This is a genomic window from Rahnella sp. PCH160 (genome assembly GCF_047784855.1).
GTDB lineage: Bacteria > Pseudomonadota > Gammaproteobacteria > Enterobacterales > Enterobacteriaceae > Rahnella.
This window is the reverse complement of the sequence record NZ_JBLOGT010000001.1, coordinates 1,175,832-1,190,664: the sequence shown is the minus strand read 5'-3', so window position 1 is coordinate 1,190,664 and position 14,833 is coordinate 1,175,832. Positions and strand designations below refer to the sequence as shown.

Sequence of the window (14,833 nt, the reverse complement as noted above, 5' to 3'; positions counted from 1 at the left end):
ACCTAAAAATCCTTGTTGCTACACATTCCTGATACGCGTTAAACAAATTCCTTAATAAAAACCACCAAGATATTAAGGATAAAGATCATGCACATAATATTTACCTGACACTGACAGGGAAAAAACAAGGCTTAATCTCAGCGGGATGTTCAACATTTGACTCTATAGGAAATGCATATCAAAGCAGTCACCGGGATCAGATATTAGTTTATGAACTGAGTCATACCATTACCCGCGATCAGAACGTAGTCCATCACCCGGTGACGTTCAAAAAACCTATCGATAAGTCGTCCCCGTTATTAGGATTCGGCATTTCTAATAACGAAGAGTTTGACGCTGTTTTCGAAAAATACAGAACCGACACCTCTGGCGCTCAGGTTCTTTTTTATCGGGTCAAGTTAATTAAAGCGACCCTTTCAGAGTTAAGCGTTGTTTGCCCGCACTCGTTGGATCACAATGATGCTCAACCTATCGAAACCGTGTCCTTAAATTACCAAAGCATTACCTGGGAACACGTCAAAGCGGGTACCAGTGCTTACAGTTTCTGGGAAGAGAGGATCTACTGATGGATGATATATTCAGAAAGAGATCCGAGAGGGAAAGTGATTATTATGTAGTGATGGGAAATCTGGCTGGCAGAGCAGCTATTGAGGCGGGTTCGACAGCAGCGAGATTTATTAAATATAACAGCGTTAAGATGAAATTTGCAAATGAGTTAGAAATATTCGTCGAGAATCAGTTAAAAATCATCAATGGCAATTACCATGTTGATAAGAAAAAACTGGCCTTGGATTATTTAAAAAAGGAAAAAGATAACCTAAACCATCAGGAGTTTTTACTTAAATATAAAAAAGTAATTATTGGTATATCATTTGCCATTGAATTCGTGAAAGACTCGGTCAAAGCGCCCGCCTATTATATCGTTAAGGCAGTAGGGATCTATGCAGGGGTAGCCCAAATTCAGGCGGGTAGCGCATTAGTAGGAGGGAGTTATCTCACTGGTCCTGGAGCAATTGTAGGGAATATCGCAGGCGTAGCATTAATAGTACATGGCTTTGGAGCGATTGAGGAGAATCTAATATCAATAAAACGAGGTAACCCAAATTACAAAGGTCATGTAAGAAGAGGCTATGAACAAGCCGCGATTACGGCTGGCCTCACCAGTGAACAAGGAGATATTCTCTATGGAGGCGTAGATCTTGTTCTTTCAGGGTATGGGTTATTCAGAAATATCCTTAAGCCTGATTCATACCGCCTGTTTAGATGGGTCAATACTGATACGGTCATAGGGTTTAAAGATATGAATGGTCCTGTATTGACGATGGAAATGCTCATTGATGGGCTAACAATAAGCGCAGCATACGATACATTTGAGAGTCAAAAAAACTAGAAGATTATTTTTTTCCTTAAACGATACGCCTTAAGTGAAATTTTAACGGGAGAAAAACCTTCAATAATCACGCAAACAATAGTATGAGCAATTCCTAAAGCAATTATCTCATCTGGGTCTATAGTCATACAGTTCAATGCAACTATTGACCCAGTGATACAAAGCAATATGAAATGCATTTTTATGACTTTAGGAAATGAATAAGATAGCTCTATAAGAATATCCAGTAAGGATGTGCCTTCCTTTACCGACTGCGCATGGATTCTTTTTATTTCTCTATCTTTGAATCCATTCTCTCTCATCAACTCAAATAAATCATTATTATCCATGAAAGCCTCATACCACATCTGTTTTTAATATATATCAATTAAACAGAGTATAGTAGACAACAATATATCAATTAAGGAAAGCGGAACATATTAAGAAAAGACGGAAGCTATTACGCTTCCGTTTTATTAGAAAGGATAAAACTCAGCGATTTACGATCAGCGCAATGCCGAAACCTGCGAAAACAACTCCCGCCACGCCGTCGATCCATTTCGCTAAACGCTGGTAGCCACGGCGCATTTTTGGCAGCGCAAAAACCACCGCCACTAATGAGAACCACGCCAGGGTTTCCACCACGATCAGCAGGAAGATGCCCAGACGCTCGCCGCTGCTGACGCTGTCACCGACAAACATGGAGAACACGCTGCCGAAATAGACGACCGCTTTCGGGTTGGAAAGATTGGTCAGCAGACCGCGCATAAAAGTGCGGCCACGGGCGGGCAGAACCACCGGCGCTTCATCGCTATTCTGCTTTTTAGCCCGTGCGGATTTTAGCAATTGCCAGCCCATCCAGCACAAATACAGGCCACCGCCGACGGTGATAATCTGATGCAGCCACGCCATTTTTTGCAGAATTAAGTGTAAGCCCATCAGCGCTACCGCCGCCCAGACCGCAACACCCAGCGTAATACCAATGACACCCATCATCGCTTCTTTGCGCGAACGGCTGGCCGCCGTTTGTGAGACAAAAAAGAAGTCCGGACCAGGACTGGCCAGTGCGATCATATGCACCATCGCAACCATCAGAAATAGCGTCAGCATGATTAACTCTCTGTGTTGTGTGTAGGGAACTGAAATCTGTTACGCGTCGCCGTTATCGATATGATCGCGGATCATCGTCATAAATGGCCGGCCGAATTTCTCCAGCTTACGCTGACCGACGCCGGTGATGTCCAGCAAATCACTCGGACTTATCGGCAGATGCTCGGCCATTTCCAGCAGCGTGGTGTCATTGAAGACCACGTACGGCGGGACGTTATTTTCATCCGCCAGTGACTTACGCAGTTTGCGCAATTTGGCAAACAGCTTGTGATCGTAATTTCCGCCATAGGTTTTCTGGCGCGACGTGCTTTTAATTTTCAACGTCTGAATACGCGGCACTGCCAATTGTAACGGAATTTCCCCACGCAGAACCGGACGGGCGGACTCGGTCAGCTGTAACGCCGAATGCATGGCGATATTTTGCATAATCAGCCCGAGGTGGATCAGCTGGCGTACCACGCTGGTCCAGTGTTCATTGCTGTGTTCTTTGCCGATGCCGTAAACCGTCAGTTTTTCGTGGCCGTATTCACGGATACGCTGGTTGTTCGAGCCGCGCAGCACTTCGACCACGTAACCCAAACCAAAGCGTTGCCCGACGCGCGCCACCACCGACAGCGCTTTTTGCGCGTCCAGCAGGCCGTCGTAGCGTTTTGGCGGATCGAGGCAGACGTCGCAGTTACCGCAGGCGTTCTGTTTGCCCTCACCAAAATAGTTAAGCAGCACCAGACGGCGGCAGGTTTGCGCCTCGGCAAAGGCGTTCATCGCGTTCAGCTTATGGCGTTCCACATCCTGTTGCGCACCGGCTGGCTTTTCTTCCAGACAGCGACGCAGCCACGCCATATCGGCCGGATCGTACAACAGCACCGCTTCGGCGGGCAGACCATCACGCCCGGCGCGACCCGTTTCCTGATAATAAGACTCAATGGTGCGCGGAATATCAAAGTGAACCACGAAGCGTACGTTGGGCTTATTGATGCCCATGCCGAATGCCACGGTGGCGACGACGATTTGCAAATCATCGCGCTGAAAACCTTCCTGCACACGGGCGCGGGTGTCGTTATCCAGACCGGCATGATACGCGCCAACACTCAGCCCGCGGCTTTGCAGACGCGCGGCAGTGTCTTCCACTTTGGCGCGGCTGTTACAGTAAATAATGCCGCTTTTACCACGCTGATCCTGCACAAAACGGATCAGCTGATCGAGCGGTTTAAACTTTTCCACCAGTGTGTAACGGATGTTCGGGCGATCGAAACTGCTGACCTGAATCAGCGGATCGTTCAGCTCAAGCAGGCGGACAATATCATTACGCGTGGCTTCATCGGCGGTCGCGGTCAGCGCGATCACCGGTAATTGCGGGTAGCGCAGCTTAAGCTGGCCGAGCGCGCGATATTCCGGACGGAAATCGTGGCCCCATTGGGAAATACAGTGGGCTTCATCGACGGCCAGCATCGCCGGATTCCACTGTTGCAACTGTTCGAGGAAATCGCCGAGCATCAGGCGTTCCGGCGCGATATACAGCATTTTGATGCGACCTGTTCGGCAACCGGCCATCACTTCCTGCTGTTGTTCGCGGGTTTGCGTCGAGTTAAGGCATCCCGCTTCAACGCCCGCCGCCATCAGCTGATCAACCTGATCTTTCATCAGCGAGATGAGCGGAGAAACGACCAGCGTCAGGCCGTCCATCACCAGCGCAGGAATTTGGTAGCACAGCGATTTACCGCCGCCGGTCGGCATCACGACCAGACAATCCCGGCCAGAAATGGCGGTATTGATGATAGTTTGCTGACCTGGTCTGAATTGCTGATAGCCGAAGGTATCGCGTAATACCTGATGAGCCAGCTCTTCTTTGTTTATCACTGCCGCCGTAGACACTCAATTCCCCAACTGTTCAAACCACCCGGCTAAGCCCTAAAGCCGCCGGGGCTGTACTGCACCGACATAATATACCCTAAATAATTCAGGTTGCCGCCAACCGACCGCAACCTGAAGTATGACGGATATTACATCATGTCGTTAAGCATGATACCGACACCGACGCGAGTTTGCTTGTGGTTGTAGTCGATTAACGATTCGCCGTAGCCACTGAACACCTGTGTGTAGAAGCGAACATGTTTGCTGATTGGATAGCTCCAGCCGGTTGTCGCGCCGCCGTAGCCGGTGTTCCAGTTGTAGCGGCTTTCGACGCTGAACACACTGTCACCGAGGGCATAACCGACTTTCAGACGGTAATAACCCATGTACTTGCTGATGTCCGGGTTATCGTCATCTTTGTCGCTTTCAGGAATGCGATACCAGGGTTTGATATCGACCTGCCAGTTGCCGTTTTGCGCCATAAAGCGGGCATAGACACGGTTCCAGCTGCGCGATGTCGGGTCAGAACGCCCGTTAGAATCGTGATTCACACCGTATTCGGCTTCGCGTAAAGTCCAGCCGAGGAAATCGTAATCCGTCGCCCAGGCCAGGAACAGTTGCGGTTCATAGTTGGTTTCGCGGAACGGTGATGATTCGGCACGGTTGGATAACTGCCAGAAAGATTTCTGCGTATAAGACGCGCCGAGCACCGAGTTGTCACCGGCAATCCCGCGCCACAGCGGGAACGCCAGACTGAGCTGGAACTCAACTTCGTCGTGTTTGGCATTCTTCGCCCAGTCATAAGACTTTATGGCTTCTTTGTTGATATTGCTGGTATCGGTATACAGCAAATAGTTTGATTCGTAAGGATAAAGCGTGAACGGATTGTCGTGATCCTGCAACATACTGGCGATGATACTGCCACGAACGGCAGGCTGATCATGTACTTCCTGAATGGTGGCTTCTGCCGCATAACCCAACGCTGGTAACGCCAGTGTGGCGGCACCGACAGCCCAAATTTTACGCATTTTCCTTACCCTCGCCCTATAAAGTTTAAAATTCGTTATTGTTTATTGGCCCATAGCCTGGCCGGTTTCCTGCTGACTTAAGTCCGGAAATCCAAAGCGGAACATTTTACACACAAATACATTTCTACATGATCACTGAATACATTTATCAGTCGTACTCTGGAAATCGCGTTCCACCGCACCTAAAATCAACATTCCGTTAACTTTTTCGGCGAACATACGCGTCTTACATATTCGTCAGGAACCACTCCATGCCTGCTTCATCCCTCAGCCACGAGGCTGCCCTGCAACTGATCGGCAATATCTTTGTTTATGACATGCCGTTTAACCGCGAACTTGGGCTCGAACTTAAACGTCTCGACTGTGATTACGCTGAGCTGAAATTCTCCAGTCAAACCAAACTGGTCGGTAACGCCGCGCAAAAAATCTTACACGGTGGTGTGATCGCCGCCGTTCTGGATGTCGCCGCCGGGCTGGTGTGTGTAACCAGTTCTTTGATCCGCCGCGATAAACCCGATCATCCTTTGCTGGAAGCGGAGATGCGCCAGCGTTTATCAAAAATGGGCACCATTGATTTGCGCGTGGATTATCTTCGTCCGGGACGTGGCGAGTTTTTCATCGCCTCCAGCAGCCTGATCCGCGCAGGGAACAAAGTCTCGGTAGCACGTGTTGATTTGCACAGCGATACCGGTGTTCATATTGCGACAACCACCGCAACCTATATGGTCGGCTGATACGTCGAAAAATAAATCCGGCGGCCTAAATCAGTTACACTCGCAATCCTTCTCTTTCTTATTTTTTCAGGTACCCACATGGACGCACACCGTACCCGGCAGGGCGTTATTTTTGCCTTTATCGCCTATTTAATCTGGGGGATCGCTCCGGCGTACTTCAAGCTGATCAAAGAAGTGCCCGCCGGTGAAATTCTTACCCATCGGATAATCTGGTCGTTCTTCTTTATGTTAGTGCTTCTGTCCGTCAGCCGCAGCTGGGGCGATGTCCGGCGGGTGCTCGCACAACCCAGGAAAGTCGGCATATTACTCATCACCGCGCTGTTTATCGGTGGGAATTGGCTGATTTTTATCTGGGCAATCAATAATAATCATATTCTCGAAGCCAGCCTTGGGTACTTTATCAGCCCGCTGGTGAATGTGGTGCTCGGCATGCTGTTTTTACGCGAAAGGTTCAGGAGTTTGCAGTGGCTGGCCGTGGTTCTGGCGTTCGCCGGTGTGCTGATTCAGGTCTGGATGTTTGGCTCGGTGCCGGTTATCGGGCTCGGGCTGGCGCTGACTTTCGCGTTTTATGGCCTGCTGCGTAAGAAAGTCGGCGTAGACTCCCAAACCGGTATGCTCATCGAAACCCTGTGGCTGCTGCCGTTTGCGGGCATTTATCTGTTCTTTATTGCCCACAGCCCGACCAGCAATCTGGCGGCAAATCCGTGGTCGCTGGATTTACTGCTGATGGCCGCCGGGATTATTACGACGATCCCGCTGCTGTTCTTCACCGCCGCCGCCGCGCGCCTGAAGCTTTCAACGTTGGGCTTTTTCCAGTATCTCGGCCCGACGCTGATGTTCCTGCTGGCGGTGGTGTTCTACGGTGAAACGGTTCGTCCTTCGCAACTGATTACGTTCGGCTTTATCTGGGTCGGGCTGCTGTGCTTTATCGGCGACGCGCTTTACACGCAGGGCCGCCTGCGTCGCTCCGTCTCGATAAATACGTAACAGAGGCAAAAGCCCCTTTCCGGCGATGTCGAAGAGGGGCTTTTTTAGGGTTTCAATAAAGACACTTACAGCCAGTTTTTGCGTTTGAAATACAAATAAGGCGCCAGCCCGGCGAGGATCATTAATGCAATCGCCCCCGGATAACCGAATGACCACTTAAGCTCCGGCATGAATTCGAAGTTCATCCCGTAGCTTGATGCCACCAGCGTTGGCGGCAGGAAGACGACTGAAACCACCGAGAAAATCTTGATGATCCGGTTCTGTTCGATGTTGATAAAGCCCATCGCCGCCTGCATCAGGAAGTTCACTTTCTGGAACAGGGATTCGTTGTGCGGCAACAGGGATTCGATATCGCGCAACACTTCACGCGCCTGTTCCAGCTGGCCCGCAGGCAGACGCGCTTTACGTACCAGGAAATTCAATGCGCGCTGGGTATCCATCAGACACAACCGGACTTTCCAGCCGATATCCTCCAGTTCTGCCAGCGTGGAAAGTGCGGCGTCGTATTCGTCGCCCTGCTGCCCTTCCATGATAACGCGGCTGAGTTTTTCCAGATCGCTGTAGATATTTTCAATCTCATCCGCCAGCTGTTCGATTTTGGTTTCGAACAAATCCAGCAGCAGTTCATACGCGTTGCCGTCGACCAGTTTTTGGTTTCTGGCGCGCATGCGGTAGAGACGAAACGCCGGTAATTCGCGCTCACGCAAGGTATAGAGACGCCCCTCGCGCACGGTAAACGCGACGGTGCTGTTGCCCGCATGGTCTTCAGCATCTTCGTAATAGAAAAAGGAGTGAATGTGCAAACCATCTTCATCTTCGAAGAAACGTGCAGAAGCCTCGATATCGTCCAGTTCAGGCCGCGTGGCCAGGCTTTGCCCTAATTCACATTGAACGCGTTCGCGCTCCTGCTCGTCAGGCTCAACCAAATCGACCCACAATGAGGTTTTGAGATCGTCTGACTCGTCCAGCTCTAAACGGGATAAGCGGCTGTTTTCTAATTTAAAAGCACTCAGCATGTGCCCGTTCTCCCAAGAATGACAGAAAGTGGACAACGCGTTGAAGCACAGAAAATCACGAGGTGAGAGATGTCACCGGCGCAATTCAGACCAAATTCAGATCTGACTCACAGCGACAGAACGGGGGTCGCTGACAACCACTAAGGCCATCAGCATAGAGGAGGGCCTTAGAAGTGGTACCTAATGAACAGGTTATTGAGCCAGTATCTACTGGGTGTGTCCAAGGCGCAGTTCCTCATCGATAATAGTGCGCGCATGTTACGCTGGGAATAAAAAGACTGTCAACCGCCAGTAAATCTAATCTGGCAACATTTATGCATAAATTTCAGGCGTTGTTAGCAACCTTTTCTGACTTATGCGCAGCTGTTTTTTTGGCTACACTCAGAGACCAGATTTCCTCACACTTTTCAGATGACCCCAATGATTAAGCAGATTAACCAAGACACGCTGTGCGACCTGATTACTCAGGCGGCTCACTCACCGAGATTGCGTCAGAACCTGAACATGCACCCGGCACCGGAAGACGAGGTGCAGCGTCTGGCGATCGCAATGGAACCCGGCACTTACGTACGCATTCACCGCCACCCGCACACCTGGGAAATGCTGACCGCACTGCGCGGACGCTTTCTGGTACTGATTTATGATGCCAGCGGAAAAGTGACCGACCGTCTGTGGCTCGGCGCAGAAACGCGTCTGCTGGAAATCCCGGCCAATACCTGGCACAGCGTATTATCGCTCGATGAAGGCGGCGTAATCTTTGAAGTGAAACACGGTGCGTACCAGCCGGTGCTGGAAGAGGATTATCTGCCGGGCACACCACCGGAAGGCGACGAACGCGTAAAAGCGACGCTGGAATGGTATGCGAAAGCGGAAGAAGGCGATATTTTTGCCCTTTAGTTTTTAAAGTACCACCGGGCAAGCGTCAGTGGCGCAGGGATTTTGAGTGCGGACAGCGCACAGCAACCGGAGCGTACTCAAGTACGTGAGGATTGCGAGCACTGCCCAATCTCAAAAGCACCAGTAAGCTAGCTTGCGGCTTCGAGGCGAGCGTAGGCCGCAACCAGCCACTTGATCCCTTCTCCCGGGAACGCGACCTGCAGGCGGCTGTGTTCGCCGCTGCCTTCCATATTAACGATGGTGCCTTCACCGAATTTAGGGTGATTAACACGCTGACCGAGTTTGAAACCGGTGTCGCTGACGTTAGTCGGCGTGCCCATGCTGCGGTTGCTCATCGGGCGTGAAACGTTGGCGCGGAGCCGCACTTCTTCGACACAATCTTCCGGCAGTTCCCCGACAAAGCGTGAAGGCCGGTGCGACACTTCTTTGCCGTACAGACGACGGGTTTCCGCGTAAGTCAGCGTCAGTTTTTGCATCGCGCGGGTGACGCCCACGTACGCCAGACGGCGCTCTTCTTCCAGTCGCCCGCCCTCTTCAAGCGACATCTGGCTCGGGAACATGCCCTCTTCCATGCCGACGATAAAGACCTGCGGGAACTCCAGCCCTTTGGCTGAGTGCAGCGTCATCAGCTGCACTGCATCCTGATTCGCATCAGCCTGTCCTTCGCCCGCTTCCAGCGCCGCGTGGGACAAGAATGCCTGCAACGGCATCAGATCTTCGTCTTCATCCTGATAGCTGAACTGGCGCGTTGCCGTCACCAGCTCCTCTAAGTTTTCGATGCGTGCCTGACCTTTTTCGCCTTTTTCCTGCTCATACATGATGAACAGGCCGGAATCTTTGATCACGCGGTCGGTCTGTACGTGTAACGGCATATCGGCGGTTTCATGCGCCAGCGCATCCACCAGTTCGGTGAAGCGTTGCAGCGAAGAAGCCGCGCGGCCCGCGAGCACTTTGTCCTGCAACAGTGCGCGCGTCGCCTGCCACATGGTCATCTGTCGGTCGCGCGCGGTCTGGCGAACCACGTCCAGCGTCCGGTCGCCGATGCCACGCGTTGGCGTATTCACCACGCGTTCAAACGCGGCATCATCATTGCGGTTGGACATCAGACGCAGATACGCCAGCGCATCTTTGATTTCCTGACGGTCGAAGAACCGCTGGCCACCGTAAATCCGGTACGGCATCGCCATCTGCAATAACGCTTCTTCCAGCACGCGCGACTGGGCGTTGCTGCGGTACAAAATGGCGCAATCTTTCAGCACGTTGCCGTTGTCCTGCCAGGTTTTAATCCGGCTGACCACAAAGCGCGATTCATCAAGTTCATTGAACGCGCAATAAAGCGAAATCGGCTCGCCCGCGCCGTCTTCGGTCCACAGGTTTTTCCCCATACGACCGTTGTTATTCTCAATCAGTGAGTTAGCGGCTTTCAGAATGGTGCTGGTGGAGCGGTAGTTTTGTTCCAGACGGATAGTTTCCGCATTCGGGAAATCTTTCAGGAAACGCTGGATGTTTTCGACCTGCGCGCCGCGCCAGCCGTAGATCGACTGGTCATCGTCGCCGACGATCATCACGTTATTGTTGTCGCCCGCCAGCAGACGGATCCACGCATACTGAATGCTGTTGGTGTCCTGGAATTCGTCCACCATCAGGTTGGTGAAACGTTCGCGATAGTGCTGAAGGATGTGCGGCTTGTTCAGCCACAATTCATGGGCGCGCAACAGCAGCTCGGCGAAATCCACCAGCCCGGCGCGGTCACAGGCTTCCTGATAGGCCTGATAAATACGTAACCAGGTCGCTTCAATGGGATTGTTATAGGTTTCAATGTGCTGCGGACGTAAACCTTCGTCTTTTTTGCCGTTGATGTACCACATCGCCTGACGCGGCGGCCATTGTTTCTCGTCGATGTTCAGCGCTTTAATCAGGCGCTTAATCAGACGCATCTGGTCGTCGCTGTCTAAAATCTGGAAATCTTGTGGCAGATTGGCGTCGAGATGGTGCGCACGCAACAAACGGTGCGCCAGCCCGTGGAAAGTCCCGATCCACATGCCGCCCTGGCTGGTGCCGATCAGCTGATCAATACGGTGACGCATTTCTGCTGCGGCTTTGTTGGTAAACGTCACCGCCATGATGGAATACGGCGAGCAATTTTCTACCGCCAGAAGCCACGCGATGCGGTGCACCAGCACGCGGGTTTTGCCACTGCCTGCTCCGGCCAGCACCAACAGATTGCTGCGCGGCGCGGCCACGGCTTCACGTTGTTTTTCATTCAGGCTGTCGAGCAGGTCAGAAACGTCCATAGGCACCGTTTGTCAGGATGAGAAAACATTCACGGGGTCAGTACCGACGTGAACGCTTTTCTACTGTGAATTTATACAGAGTAATTTAAGAAGGGATTATAGCAATGCTGTCAGCGATGCCAACTGCGAAATCTCAATATGCGGTAACAGACGGGCATCCTGAATGTGCATCAGGTCGCCTTCGCGCAGATTAATCCAGCATGACTGCATGCCGCAACGCACGGAACCGGCGACATCTGTGGTCAGATCATCACCCACGTGGAGAATTTGCTCCAGCGGTAAATCCAGTTTCATCGCCGCCTTTTTATACATGTCGGCATAAGGTTTCGCACGACCATGATCGCCCGCGCGCAATGTGAACTGGAAATACTGCGCCAGACCGCAGGCGTGCGGATCGGCGTTACCGTTAGTGATCGCCACCAGAGGCCAGCGTTCTGCCAGCGCCGCCAGCGCATCGTGGTTTTCCTGCGGAACATAAATACGGCTGCGCCACAAAGCGAAGGTTTCCATGGCGGATTTCGTGCCCTGTTTTGCATCGCTTTCACTCAGACCCACGCGGGTCATGGCCAGATGCACTGCCTGACGACGCCATTCCGTCACATCGTGATAAATCTCAGCATCTTCTGCCAGCAATTCATTACGCATCAGCCGGATGGTGTCCGGCGCCATGTCCGCCAGCGCAGGGTGGAAACCCTGAATAAATTTCAGCGTTTCAGAATCGGTGCGGCGGATGACGTCATAATTGTCATACAGCGTGTCGTCTAAATCGAAAGTGATCGCTTCAATGCGTTTCAGCGGACGATAGAACTTCATCAGGATTTTCCTCGTTTTGCGCGGGGATGCGCGGCGTCGTAAACCGTCGCCAGATGTTGAAAGTCGAGGTGGGTATAGATTTGCGTGGTGGACAGGTTGGCGTGGCCCAGTAATTCCTGCACTGCGCGCAAATCACCGCTGGATTCCAGCACGTGCGTCGCAAAAGAGTGACGCAGTTTATGCGGGTGAATATGGCTGTTCACGCCCTGTTTCACGCCCCACTCGGCAAAGCGTTTTTGTACGTTGCGGGCAGAAATCCGGTTGCCCTGGCTCGACAGAAACATCGCGTCGTCCTTCGGGCCAAACAGCGCACGCCTTTCCAGCCAGTGTTCCAGCCAGGTGACAGCCGTTCGCCCGATGGGCACTTTGCGCTCTTTGCTGCCTTTCCCCAGAACACGCACTTCGCCTGAGGCCATATCAATATGCTTGCAGTCGATGCCCACAAGTTCGGATAAACGCAGCCCGCCGCCGTACATCACTTCCAGCATCGCGCGGTCACGCACGGAAAGCGGATCGTCGAGATTGATTTCCAGCAGTTTGTTCACTTCATCGACGTCGAGATTTTTCGGCAAATGTTTAGGAGAACGCGGGGTGGAAATCCCTTTGGCGGGATTAGCGCTTAACACGCCCTGACGCACCAGCCAGTCAAGAAAACTGCGCAGCGACGACATGCGTAACGCCAGACTGGATGGGCCCAAACCGGCGCGTTTACTGCGGGCCAGCAACATGCGTACTTTTGGCGCGTCGAGTTGCTGCCAGTGAGCAATACCAATCTCGCCTGCGATCACGATCAGGGCGTCTAACTGGCGGCTGTAATTGGTGGTCGTTAACGGACTGAGTTGACGCTCGACGTGCAAATAACGCAGAAACGCCTCGACTGCGGGATACAGAGGCGATTCAGACGGGCTCATACCCGTTCAATCCAGCGTTCCAGCAGGCCGGGTAACATTTTGGCCAACTGGTCGAGTAATACGGTGCCCATTCCCCGCTGATAGTGCTGCGGGTCGCGGCTGCTGAAAATCAGCACGCCCAGTTCGCCTTGCGCGCCCATCAGCGATAAGGCAACCGAGCCGACGGCTTTGGCCTGGGGCAACAGTAATAAGAGTTCCGGACCGTTCAGGCCACCGAGATAATGCGGGGTTTCACCCAGACGCTGAATGCGCATGGATTCAAAGGCACTGCGGCTGACCGCAAGATGGGTGAAATCAGACGGTGCGCCGATACGCCAGCCTTCGCTGAACAGGCGGACGTTCGCGCCAGCCAGACCCAGACTACGCGCCCAGCGTTGCAGGCGATTTAGCATATCCTGCAAACTGCTGGCGGCGGCCAGCGTGGCCTGAAGTTCGATCATGCGTCCGAACAACGATTCGTTGATCGACGCCTGCTCCATCAGCAACGTAATTTCTTCTTCAAGCTGAGCAATCTGATGACGCTGACGTCCGAGCTGCCACTCCACCAGCGAAGTGCTGCCTTTAACCGGGTGCGGAACATGCATCTGTTCAACGCTGCGGGCATTGCGGATAAAGAAATCCGGGTTTTGCAGCAGATATTGCATGACGCTGTCGTCGTCGAGTGCAATCAGCGGTTCAATCTGGTCATCAAGATTGTTCATAGATGAATAAATCCGTCGTAAACATGAGTGGCAGGTCCGGTCATATACAGCGGATGACCCGGCCCTTTCCAGCGAATATCGAGGCTGCCTCCCGGCAGTTCCACCTGAACTTCTTCTGCAAGTAAACCTTGCTGAATACCTACAGCAACCGCGGCACAGGCGCCGCTTCCGCACGCCTGTGTTTCGCCCGCTCCGCGTTCGTATACGCGCAGTTTGACGCTTTCCGGGCTGACAATCTGCATGAATCCGACGTTCACGCGCTCAGGAAAACGCTCGTGGCTTTCCAGCACGGGGCCGAGGATTTCGACTTCTGCCGTCAGAACATCCTCGACCTGCAATACGCAGTGCGGGTTTCCCATCGACACGACGCCGCAAAATACTGTGCGCTCTTCCGCACGCAGAATATAGGTCTTTTCCGGTTTTGCTGCACGGAAAGGAACCTGCTGGGGCTCAAAGACCGGCTCGCCCATATTGACCTGAACTTCTTCATCTTCCGTGACGGTCAACGTCATGCGGCCAGTCTGCGTACTGACGCGGATATCGCGTTTGTTCGTCAGGCCCTTAATGCGGACAAAGCGCGCAAAACAGCGCGCACCGTTGCCACATTGCGCCACTTCGCTGCCATCCGCGTTGAAAATACGATAATGGAAGTCTAATTCGGGATCGTAAGGGGGCTCTACCACCAGCAGTTGGTCAAAACCCACACCACGATGGCGATCGGACAAACGACGGATCAGCTCAGGAGAGAAATAGACATTTTGAGTGACGGCGTCAACAACCATAAAATCGTTGCCCAGGCCGTGCATTTTGGAGAACTGCATAACTGACTCCGTTTACCGCTGGTCAAATCCAGTCGCGATGATCCCTTCATGATACGAACCGGCAGACACCAGCCGGTACGCCGACACAACGTGTCGATTAATCTCTTGAGTTCGTCGTGAGATCTTCGGGTGATACACCTTTCTGCTGCGAAGAACCATCGTTAGCAGTACCCGGTACATTGCTGGTTTTTTGCTTTGAGGCTTTTTCCGGTGGTGGGAAATACAACGGCCCTTTCAGTCCGCAACCGGAGAGAGCAAATAATATCGTCGCGGCCAGAGACCAGCGTAAAACGTTTTTCAT

Annotated in this window: 16 protein-coding genes; 5 read left to right on the top strand and 11 right to left on the bottom strand. The window is 52.3% G+C overall.

Features of this window, described 5'->3' with window-relative positions; translation table 11 throughout:
- The first annotated feature begins 71 nt into the window (after positions 1-71).
- A complete protein-coding gene (locus tag ACM5QY_RS05470) occupies positions 72-566 on the top strand; it encodes an Hcp family type VI secretion system effector (protein ID WP_416122822.1) in 495 nt (164 codons plus the stop codon).
- A complete protein-coding gene (locus ACM5QY_RS05465; protein WP_416119578.1) occupies positions 566-1,390 on the top strand; it encodes a DUF4225 domain-containing protein in 825 nt (274 codons plus the stop codon). The genes ACM5QY_RS05470 and ACM5QY_RS05465 overlap by 1 nt, the downstream gene beginning before the upstream one ends.
- On the opposite strand, the gene ACM5QY_RS05460 is transcribed toward ACM5QY_RS05465, so the two are convergent.
- The 4 genes from ACM5QY_RS05460 to pldA all read right to left on the bottom strand — a co-directional run bounded on the left by ACM5QY_RS05460 (position 1,387) and on the right by pldA (position 5,358).
- Complete coding sequence (locus tag ACM5QY_RS05460) at positions 1,387-1,719, bottom strand: hypothetical protein (protein WP_416119577.1); 333 nt, start codon at positions 1,717-1,719, stop codon at positions 1,387-1,389. The genes ACM5QY_RS05465 and ACM5QY_RS05460 overlap by 4 nt on opposite strands.
- 142 nt (positions 1,720-1,861) lie before the next feature.
- Positions 1,862-2,479: a threonine export protein RhtC gene (rhtC, locus tag ACM5QY_RS05455; RefSeq protein WP_416119576.1), complete on the bottom strand. Its 618-nt coding sequence runs from the start codon at positions 2,477-2,479 to the stop codon at positions 1,862-1,864.
- A 39-nt stretch (positions 2,480-2,518) separates the two neighbouring features.
- The gene (gene recQ, locus ACM5QY_RS05450) at positions 2,519-4,351 is read right to left on the bottom strand and encodes an ATP-dependent DNA helicase RecQ (RefSeq protein ID WP_416119575.1); all 1,833 of its coding nucleotides are present in this window, start codon (positions 4,349-4,351) and stop codon (positions 2,519-2,521) included.
- Positions 4,352-4,479: 128 nt separating this feature from the next.
- Positions 4,480-5,358, bottom strand: coding sequence for a phospholipase A (pldA, locus tag ACM5QY_RS05445; protein ID WP_416119574.1), 879 nt, complete (start codon positions 5,356-5,358; stop codon positions 4,480-4,482).
- A 251-nt stretch (positions 5,359-5,609) separates the two neighbouring features.
- On the opposite strand from pldA, the gene ACM5QY_RS05440 reads away from it, so the two are divergent.
- Positions 5,610-6,092: a thioesterase family protein gene (locus tag ACM5QY_RS05440; protein ID WP_416119573.1), complete on the top strand. Its 483-nt coding sequence runs from the start codon at positions 5,610-5,612 to the stop codon at positions 6,090-6,092.
- A gap of 78 nt (positions 6,093-6,170) precedes the next feature.
- Positions 6,171-7,079 (top strand): EamA family transporter RarD, encoded by a 909-nt coding sequence (gene rarD / locus ACM5QY_RS05435; RefSeq protein WP_416119572.1) that lies wholly within the window; start codon positions 6,171-6,173, stop codon positions 7,077-7,079.
- Positions 7,080-7,144: 65 nt separating this feature from the next.
- Here the strand turns inward: rarD and corA are convergent, their stop codons facing one another.
- Entirely contained in the window at positions 7,145-8,095 is a 951-nt protein-coding gene (gene corA / locus ACM5QY_RS05430; RefSeq protein WP_416119571.1) for a magnesium/cobalt transporter CorA, read from the bottom strand.
- Positions 8,096-8,515: 420 nt separating this feature from the next.
- Here corA and ACM5QY_RS05425 point away from each other — a divergent pair, with 420 nt between their 5' ends.
- On the top strand, positions 8,516-8,992 hold the full coding sequence (locus ACM5QY_RS05425) for a WbuC family cupin fold metalloprotein (RefSeq protein ID WP_416119569.1): 477 nt from the start codon (positions 8,516-8,518) through the stop codon (positions 8,990-8,992).
- 128 nt (positions 8,993-9,120) lie between these two features.
- On the opposite strand, the gene uvrD is transcribed toward ACM5QY_RS05425, so the two are convergent.
- The 6 genes from uvrD to lptM all read right to left on the bottom strand — a co-directional run bounded on the left by uvrD (position 9,121) and on the right by lptM (position 14,833).
- A complete protein-coding gene (uvrD, locus tag ACM5QY_RS05420) occupies positions 9,121-11,286 on the bottom strand; it encodes a DNA helicase II (protein ID WP_416119568.1) in 2,166 nt (721 codons plus the stop codon).
- Between the two features lie 96 nt (positions 11,287-11,382).
- Positions 11,383-12,099, bottom strand: coding sequence for a 5-amino-6-(5-phospho-D-ribitylamino)uracil phosphatase YigB (gene yigB, locus ACM5QY_RS05415; RefSeq protein WP_416119567.1), 717 nt, complete (start codon positions 12,097-12,099; stop codon positions 11,383-11,385).
- Positions 12,099-13,010, bottom strand: a complete 912-nt coding sequence (gene xerC / locus ACM5QY_RS05410) for a tyrosine recombinase XerC (protein ID WP_416119566.1) — start codon at positions 13,008-13,010, stop codon at positions 12,099-12,101. Before xerC ends, yigB begins: the two co-directional genes overlap by 1 nt.
- On the bottom strand, positions 13,007-13,711 hold the full coding sequence (locus tag ACM5QY_RS05405) for a DUF484 domain-containing protein (RefSeq protein WP_416119565.1): 705 nt from the start codon (positions 13,709-13,711) through the stop codon (positions 13,007-13,009). Before ACM5QY_RS05405 ends, xerC begins: the two co-directional genes overlap by 4 nt.
- On the bottom strand, positions 13,708-14,532 hold the full coding sequence (gene dapF / locus ACM5QY_RS05400; protein WP_195816071.1) for a diaminopimelate epimerase: 825 nt from the start codon (positions 14,530-14,532) through the stop codon (positions 13,708-13,710). Before dapF ends, ACM5QY_RS05405 begins: the two co-directional genes overlap by 4 nt.
- Before the next feature lie 97 nt (positions 14,533-14,629).
- Positions 14,630-14,833 (bottom strand): LPS translocon maturation chaperone LptM, encoded by a 204-nt coding sequence (gene lptM, locus ACM5QY_RS05395; protein WP_416119563.1) that lies wholly within the window; start codon positions 14,831-14,833, stop codon positions 14,630-14,632.

Excerpts from the sequence above, each read along its gene's own strand:
- ACM5QY_RS05465 (WP_416119578.1), top strand. The coding sequence starts at position 566 with ATGGATGATATATTCAGAAAGAGATCCGAGAGGGAAAGTGATTATTAT.
- ACM5QY_RS05460 (WP_416119577.1), bottom strand. The coding sequence starts at position 1,719 with ATGGATAATAATGATTTATTTGAGTTGATGAGAGAGAATGGATTCAAA.
- rhtC (WP_416119576.1), bottom strand. The coding sequence starts at position 2,479 with ATGCTGACGCTATTTCTGATGGTTGCGATGGTGCATATGATCGCACTG.
- pldA (WP_416119574.1), bottom strand. The coding sequence starts at position 5,358 with ATGCGTAAAATTTGGGCTGTCGGTGCCGCCACACTGGCGTTACCAGCG.
- ACM5QY_RS05440 (WP_416119573.1), top strand. The coding sequence starts at position 5,610 with ATGCCTGCTTCATCCCTCAGCCACGAGGCTGCCCTGCAACTGATCGGC.
- rarD (WP_416119572.1), top strand. The coding sequence starts at position 6,171 with ATGGACGCACACCGTACCCGGCAGGGCGTTATTTTTGCCTTTATCGCC.
- corA (WP_416119571.1), bottom strand. The coding sequence starts at position 8,095 with ATGCTGAGTGCTTTTAAATTAGAAAACAGCCGCTTATCCCGTTTAGAG.
- ACM5QY_RS05425 (WP_416119569.1), top strand. The coding sequence starts at position 8,516 with ATGATTAAGCAGATTAACCAAGACACGCTGTGCGACCTGATTACTCAG.
- uvrD (WP_416119568.1), bottom strand. The coding sequence starts at position 11,286 with ATGGACGTTTCTGACCTGCTCGACAGCCTGAATGAAAAACAACGTGAA.
- yigB (WP_416119567.1), bottom strand. The coding sequence starts at position 12,099 with ATGAAGTTCTATCGTCCGCTGAAACGCATTGAAGCGATCACTTTCGAT.
- xerC (WP_416119566.1), bottom strand. The coding sequence starts at position 13,010 with ATGAGCCCGTCTGAATCGCCTCTGTATCCCGCAGTCGAGGCGTTTCTG.
- ACM5QY_RS05405 (WP_416119565.1), bottom strand. The coding sequence starts at position 13,711 with ATGAACAATCTTGATGACCAGATTGAACCGCTGATTGCACTCGACGAC.
- dapF (WP_195816071.1), bottom strand. The coding sequence starts at position 14,532 with ATGCAGTTCTCCAAAATGCACGGCCTGGGCAACGATTTTATGGTTGTT.
- lptM (WP_416119563.1), bottom strand. The coding sequence starts at position 14,833 with ATGAAAAACGTTTTACGCTGGTCTCTGGCCGCGACGATATTATTTGCT.